Consider the following 258-nt stretch of genomic DNA (forward strand, 5'->3'; position numbering starts at 1 on the left):
GTTGAGACAGTGCCCAGATCGTTACGCCTTTCGTGCGGGTCGGAACTTACCCGACAAGGAATTTCGCTACCTTAGGACCGTTATAGTTACGGCCGCCGTTTACTGGGGCTTCGATTCAGAGCTTCGCGTGAGCTAACCCCTCCTCTTAACCTTCCAGCACCGGGCAGGCGTCAGCCCCTATACTTCGCCTTGCGGCTTCGCAGAGACCTGTGTTTTTGCTAAACAGTCGCCTGGGCCTATTCACTGCGGCTCTTCAGG

The 258-nt window shown here is 56.2% G+C and carries 1 rRNA gene; it reads right to left on the reverse strand.

Annotation, left to right across the window (positions count from 1 at the left end):
- A 23S ribosomal RNA gene (locus tag G6554_RS26455) occupies positions 1-258 on the reverse strand; the annotation flags it as partial.

Origin of the sequence: Bacillus sp. MM2020_4 (assembly GCF_011250555.1) — a bacterium.
Classification (GTDB): Bacteria; Bacillota; Bacilli; order Bacillales; family Cytobacillaceae; genus Neobacillus.